Origin of the sequence: Neobacillus drentensis (assembly GCF_036965425.1) — a bacterium.
GTDB classification, from domain to species: Bacteria; Bacillota; Bacilli; order Bacillales; family Cytobacillaceae; genus Neobacillus; species Neobacillus drentensis_F.
Genome location: NZ_JBALPP010000165.1, coordinates 1 through 5,293, shown reverse-complemented (window position 1 = coordinate 5,293; position 5,293 = coordinate 1). Strand labels below are relative to the sequence as shown.

Here is a 5,293-nt window from a genome sequence, read left to right as displayed (position 1 = left end):
ACTTAATTGCAATGACAATATTGAACACAATTGTTTTCTATTTATGGCTTTTATTAACGGATATTTACTTTAAAGTAAAGTTACAGGTACGAAACCAATATATGCATGTACTTTCGATTTTAATAACAATTGTTTTTTACTTAACTGGTAATTTAATTTGGTATAAAGGCTTACTTTCTTTCCTTATTTTTTACATGGTTTTACTCGGGATATTTTCATTTATATTCTTTAGGAGAGGAAATTCTCTTAAATTAGGTGAGATATTAAAGTGATGCTGCAAAATAGAGGAATAAATATAGAGTTCTTTGAAAATTTTTATGCTGTACATTATTTGTACTAAAAGGAGACGTTGAAATAAATGAAGGGCATTATCTTAGCCGGAGGCAGTGGAACCCGTTTATATCCATTGACAATGGTTACAAGTAAACAATTATTACCTATATATGATAAACCGATGATATATTATCCATTATCAACACTGATGCTTGCAGGAATTCGTGAAATATTAATTATCTCGACACCAGAAGATACTCCTCGATTTGAAGCATTGTTAGGTGATGGCTCGCAATTTGGAATTAGCCTTGAATATAAAGTTCAGCCTAGTCCTGATGGATTAGCCCAGGCATTTTTAATTGGGGAAAATTTTATCGGTGAAGACTCCGTAGCAATGATTTTGGGTGACAATATTTACTATGGAAGCGGAATGAGAAAAATTCTTCAACGTGCAGCTCAAAAGGAATTTGGGGCTACCGTGTTTGGATATCATGTCAATGATCCAGAGCGATTTGGGGTAGTGGAATTTGATGAGAATGGAAAAGTTTTAAGCGTTGAAGAAAAGCCAGAAATTCCAAAATCAAATTATGCTATAACTGGTTTATACTTTTATGATAACCGGATTATAGACATTGCCAAAAATGTTAAACCATCTGCCCGCGGGGAATTGGAGATAACTTCCGTAAATGAAGCGTATTTGCGTTTAGGTGAGCTTGAAGTCGAATTACTCGGACGCGGTTTTACTTGGTTAGATACAGGTACACATCATAGTCTGGTGGAAGCGACCAACTTTGTTCAGACAGTTGAGGAACATCAGGGCATTAAAATTGCAGCACCTGAAGAAATTGCCTATATAAATGGCTGGATCGGAAAAAATCAATTATTTGAATCAGGAGAAAAATTTTCTAAAACAGGGTATGGCCAATATTTGTTAAAAGTAGCAAATGGCAGTATCAAGTACTAAAAATGGGGTGTTATTGTGAATATAGTTGAAACTTCCTTGCCAGGGGTAAAAATAATAGAACCAAAGGTATTTGGCGATCACCGTGGCTGGTTTACAGAGACTTATAGTGAAGCGGTCTTTAATGATGCAGAAATTAATATAAAGTTTGTCCAAGATAACCAATCCTTTTCGGCAGCAAAAGGTACATTACGAGGTTTGCATTATCAATTAAATCCAAAAGCACAGACAAAGCTAGTCAGATGTACGAAAGGGTCTATTTTTGATGTAGCGGTTGATATTCGTAAAGGAAGTCCTACTTTTGGAAAATGGTTTGGACTGGAACTAAGTGCAGAAAATAAAAAGCAATTACTCGTTCCTAAAGGATTTGCACACGGTTTTATGACGTTAACCGATGATGTTGAGGTTCAATATAAAGTGGACGAGTTATATGCACCAGATTGTGACCGTGGAATTATCTGGAATGACCCTGCTATTGGAATTGAGTGGCCAATTGAAATTTCTCCTGTTTTATCTGCGAAGGATGCAAAGGCACCTCTCCTTGCAAACGCAGATAATAACTTTAGTTATGGAGAGTAAACAATGAAAATATTGGTAACAGGTGTTACAGGTCAATTGGGGTATGATGTTGTTCATGAAGGTATTAATCGCGGTTTCAAAATGATTGGTGTTGGTTCAAAGGACTTAAATATTACTGATGAACTATCTGTTTACAAGTATGTGATGGAAATCAAACCTGATGTTATCATTCATTGTGCAGCCTATACAGCAGTTGATAAGGCAGAAGATGACCAGGAAAATTGCATGGATGTAAATGTGAACGGAACAAAGTACTTAGCATCTGTAGCTAAAGAAATAAATGCGAAATTCATGTTTATAAGTACGGATTATGTATTTGATGGTAAGGGAGAAGCTCCTTTTGTTGAAACCGATACCCCAAATCCTGTTGGGTATTACGGAAAAACAAAATATGAAGCGGAGAAAGCGGTACAATCTCTATTATCAGACTGGTTCATCGTCCGAATATCTTGGGTTTTTGGCCTGAATGGCAATAATTTTGTGAAAACCATGCTAAAATTAGCAGAAACTCGTAATGAGTTAAACGTAGTGGGCGATCAAATTGGATCACCTACAAATACATTTGATCTATCCCGTTTATTGCTTGACATGATTCAAACGGATAAATATGGCATCTATCATGCAACAAATGAAGGATATTGCAGCTGGGCTGATTTTGCAAGGGAAATCTTTTTCTTATCAGAGAAAACAGTGACGGTTAATGCAATTGCATCTGAAGAATACCCAACAAGGGCAGTCCGTCCAAAGAACTCACGGTTGTCGAAGCAGAAATTAGTAGATAATGGATTTTCTCCATTACCAGCATGGCAGGATTCCTTAAGTCAATACTTAAATGCATTAAAACATGAGGTGAGATAATGGATAAGAAGAAGATTTTAGTAACTGGCGGGGCAGGCTTCATTGGTGGAAACTTTGTCCAGTATATGGTAAACAAGTATCCAAATTATGATATTTATAATTTAGATTTATTAACCTATGCCGGTGATTTAACAAAGCACCGAGAAATAGAAATGAAGGACAATTATCATTTTGTAAAGGCTGACATTGCTGATCGGGAAGCAATTATGCCACTGTTTGAAACAGAAAAATTTGATTTTGTGGTTCACTTTGCTGCAGAAAGTCATGTGGATCGTTCAATAACTGAGCCTGAGATATTTGTGAAAACCAATGTATTGGGAACACAAGTATTGCTAGATGCTGCGAAGCAAATTGGTTTAACGAAGTTTGTTCATGTATCCACTGATGAGGTCTATGGTGAATTGGATTTTGATCCGACAACATTCTTTACAGAAGAAACTCCTTTACAACCTAATAGCCCATACAGTGCAAGCAAGGCTTCTTCTGATTTCATGGTAAGGGCTTATTATGAAACCTTTGGACTGCCCGTAAATATTACTCGATGTTCTAATAATTATGGACCGTTCCATTTTCCAGAGAAACTAATTCCATTAACGATTTCTCGTGTATTAAATGATGAAAAGGTACCGGTTTATGGTGATGGAAAAAATATTCGTGATTGGTTGCATGTACTAGATCATTGTGCTGCCATTGATCTTGTTTTACATGAAGGTGTAACTGGTGAAGTCTATAATGTCGGCGGCCATAATGAACGTACTAATTTAGAAGTAGTTAAAACCATTATTAAAACTCTAGGGAAATCAGAGGAGTTAATTGAATTTGTAGCAGACCGGTTAGGACATGATAAGCGTTATGCGATTGATCCGACTAAATTAGAAAAGTTAGGCTGGAAACCAACTTACACATTTGAAACTGGGATTGCCCAAACTATCGATTGGTACTTAGAGAATAATTGGTGGTGGGAGCAAATTATTAGTGGAGAATACCAAAACTACTTTAAAAAGCAATATACTATTTAATGAAATATTGTAGGAAATATGAAAAAACCCGAATTCACACATTAAATTCGGGTTTTTTCATATTATTGATTAGGGAGAAGACAGATAAAAATGTTCAAGGTATAAATTAGTGAATACAATTAAATAACATTATTATTAAAGTCTATTCAGAGCCAATATCCAAGTTAGAGAATGAATTGGGATTGTAAAAGGAGCTTGAAAAGATAGAATTAGCGGAAAATTGGTTTTTATTTTCTGAAGAGTTTATTGTCCTAATTGCACTACCTTTGTTTTGATTTATTAAACTGCGTTTAAAAGTGTTTCCAACCCCAACGCAGGCAGAGCAACTATCTAGTAAAATGTCATCTTTTCCAGCATCTCTTCGATTATTATCACTGAAAACATTAGCCATGATTGTTATACTGTGAGAATTAGTTAATTTTATTCCTTCATCCATTAGGCGCCAAAAGTTATTTCCTGTGATATTTGAAAGTCTAAGGTTTTTAGCATATAATCCAACACCTGAATCAACGTTATCATATGAACCATCAAAAAAATTATCAGTAATTCTAATTAATTCAACATCATAACTGTCTTTAGTATCTTCAATCCATAATCCTCCATTTACATTTGAACCCACAATTTGATTGTTTGTAATAAACTGACTTGACTTAATGATATGAATCCCAAAGCTGCGAGTATCTGCCCATATTTCATTTGATTGAATATACGAGTCAGTGCTCTCCATAACAACTGAAGCATTTTGCAACTGACATTCTCTAACAGAATTAACAAAATGATTTCCATTATATTTTGAATCCTTTGAGAATCTAATCCCTCCAACATCAGATTTTGACATTGCCAAATCATTAATATAGCAATTTTTCACACTGCTGTTATAGGTATTTACTAATTCAATATCGTATTTTGTTTTTATTGTTACTTCCCTAGGGTATATACCGATATTCTCAATTTCAATATTATTACTGCCTACTCCTGGTGAGAAATATCCTTCAGAAGCTATTGCAGGTATATCACCTTTAGAAATAATTTTTGTCTTAGTTTTATTTTGTCCCAATAGTTTTATATGACTATAGACCTTTAAGGGAGCACTTATATAATATTCCTTCGAATCAAAAATAACTACGAATGATTTGTTCCTTTTTGCATAATTTATGGCACGTTGAATTCTTCCAGTATCATCTTTTTCTGACCATTTTTTTGAAAAGCTTTCTACATTAACTAATTTTTTGTTGGAACCTTGTCCGATATTTAATAATAGTTGTGGTTTAATAATATAGATAATGAAAAAGCAAATGATGATGCATAGGAAAAGACTTAGCAAATAAAACCTTTGTTCCAGTTTCATACTTAACTCCTTAATCATTTAATTTATAAATGTATTTAACTCTATAATTATAAACATTTGTGTTAAATGAATAAAGGTAGCTGTTCAGGTATATAAGTTTATCCTAGTAAGCGAATGAATTATGGGTCTTTAAGGGTATGAGGTAAAGAGCAAAAGAATCAGAAAACCTGATTCAGAGAATGTGAATTATTAATTTTATCCAACCGAAAACTGCAATCCAAACAGGAACACTGATAGAGGTACCCCATAATAAAC

The 5,293-nt window shown here is 34.2% G+C and carries 5 protein-coding genes; 4 read left to right on the top strand and 1 reads right to left on the bottom strand.

Translation table 11 applies throughout. The features are described from left to right. Positions 1 to 358 precede the first annotated feature (358 nt). The 4 genes from rfbA to rfbB are packed head-to-tail and all read left to right on the top strand — an operon-like array spanning position 359 to position 3,690. Positions 359 to 1,237, top strand: coding sequence for a glucose-1-phosphate thymidylyltransferase RfbA (gene rfbA, locus V7161_RS28680; RefSeq protein ID WP_335716194.1), 879 nt, complete (start codon positions 359 to 361; stop codon positions 1,235 to 1,237). Between the two features lie 15 nt (positions 1,238 to 1,252). Beyond that, complete coding sequence (rfbC, locus tag V7161_RS28675) at positions 1,253 to 1,813, top strand: dTDP-4-dehydrorhamnose 3,5-epimerase (protein WP_335716193.1); 561 nt, start codon at positions 1,253 to 1,255, stop codon at positions 1,811 to 1,813. 3 nt (positions 1,814 to 1,816) lie between these two features. Continuing rightward, a complete protein-coding gene (rfbD, locus tag V7161_RS28670; protein WP_335716192.1) occupies positions 1,817 to 2,671 on the top strand; it encodes a dTDP-4-dehydrorhamnose reductase in 855 nt (284 codons plus the stop codon). Then, entirely contained in the window at positions 2,671 to 3,690 is a 1,020-nt protein-coding gene (gene rfbB / locus V7161_RS28665) for a dTDP-glucose 4,6-dehydratase (RefSeq protein WP_335716191.1), read from the top strand. The genes rfbD and rfbB overlap by 1 nt, the downstream gene beginning before the upstream one ends. A 142-nt stretch (positions 3,691 to 3,832) precedes the next feature. On the opposite strand, the gene V7161_RS28660 is transcribed toward rfbB, so the two are convergent. Next, complete coding sequence (locus tag V7161_RS28660; RefSeq protein WP_335716190.1) at positions 3,833 to 5,038, bottom strand: right-handed parallel beta-helix repeat-containing protein; 1,206 nt, start codon at positions 5,036 to 5,038, stop codon at positions 3,833 to 3,835. Positions 5,039 to 5,293: the final 255 nt, after the last annotated feature.

Bases quoted from the DNA above. Each gene is read 5' to 3' on its own strand.
- rfbA (WP_335716194.1), top strand. From the start codon at position 359: ATGAAGGGCATTATCTTAGCCGGAGGCAGTGGAACCCGTTTATATCCA.
- rfbD (WP_335716192.1), top strand. From the start codon at position 1,817: ATGAAAATATTGGTAACAGGTGTTACAGGTCAATTGGGGTATGATGTT.
- rfbB (WP_335716191.1), top strand. From the start codon at position 2,671: ATGGATAAGAAGAAGATTTTAGTAACTGGCGGGGCAGGCTTCATTGGT.
- V7161_RS28660 (WP_335716190.1), bottom strand. From the start codon at position 5,038: ATGAAACTGGAACAAAGGTTTTATTTGCTAAGTCTTTTCCTATGCATC.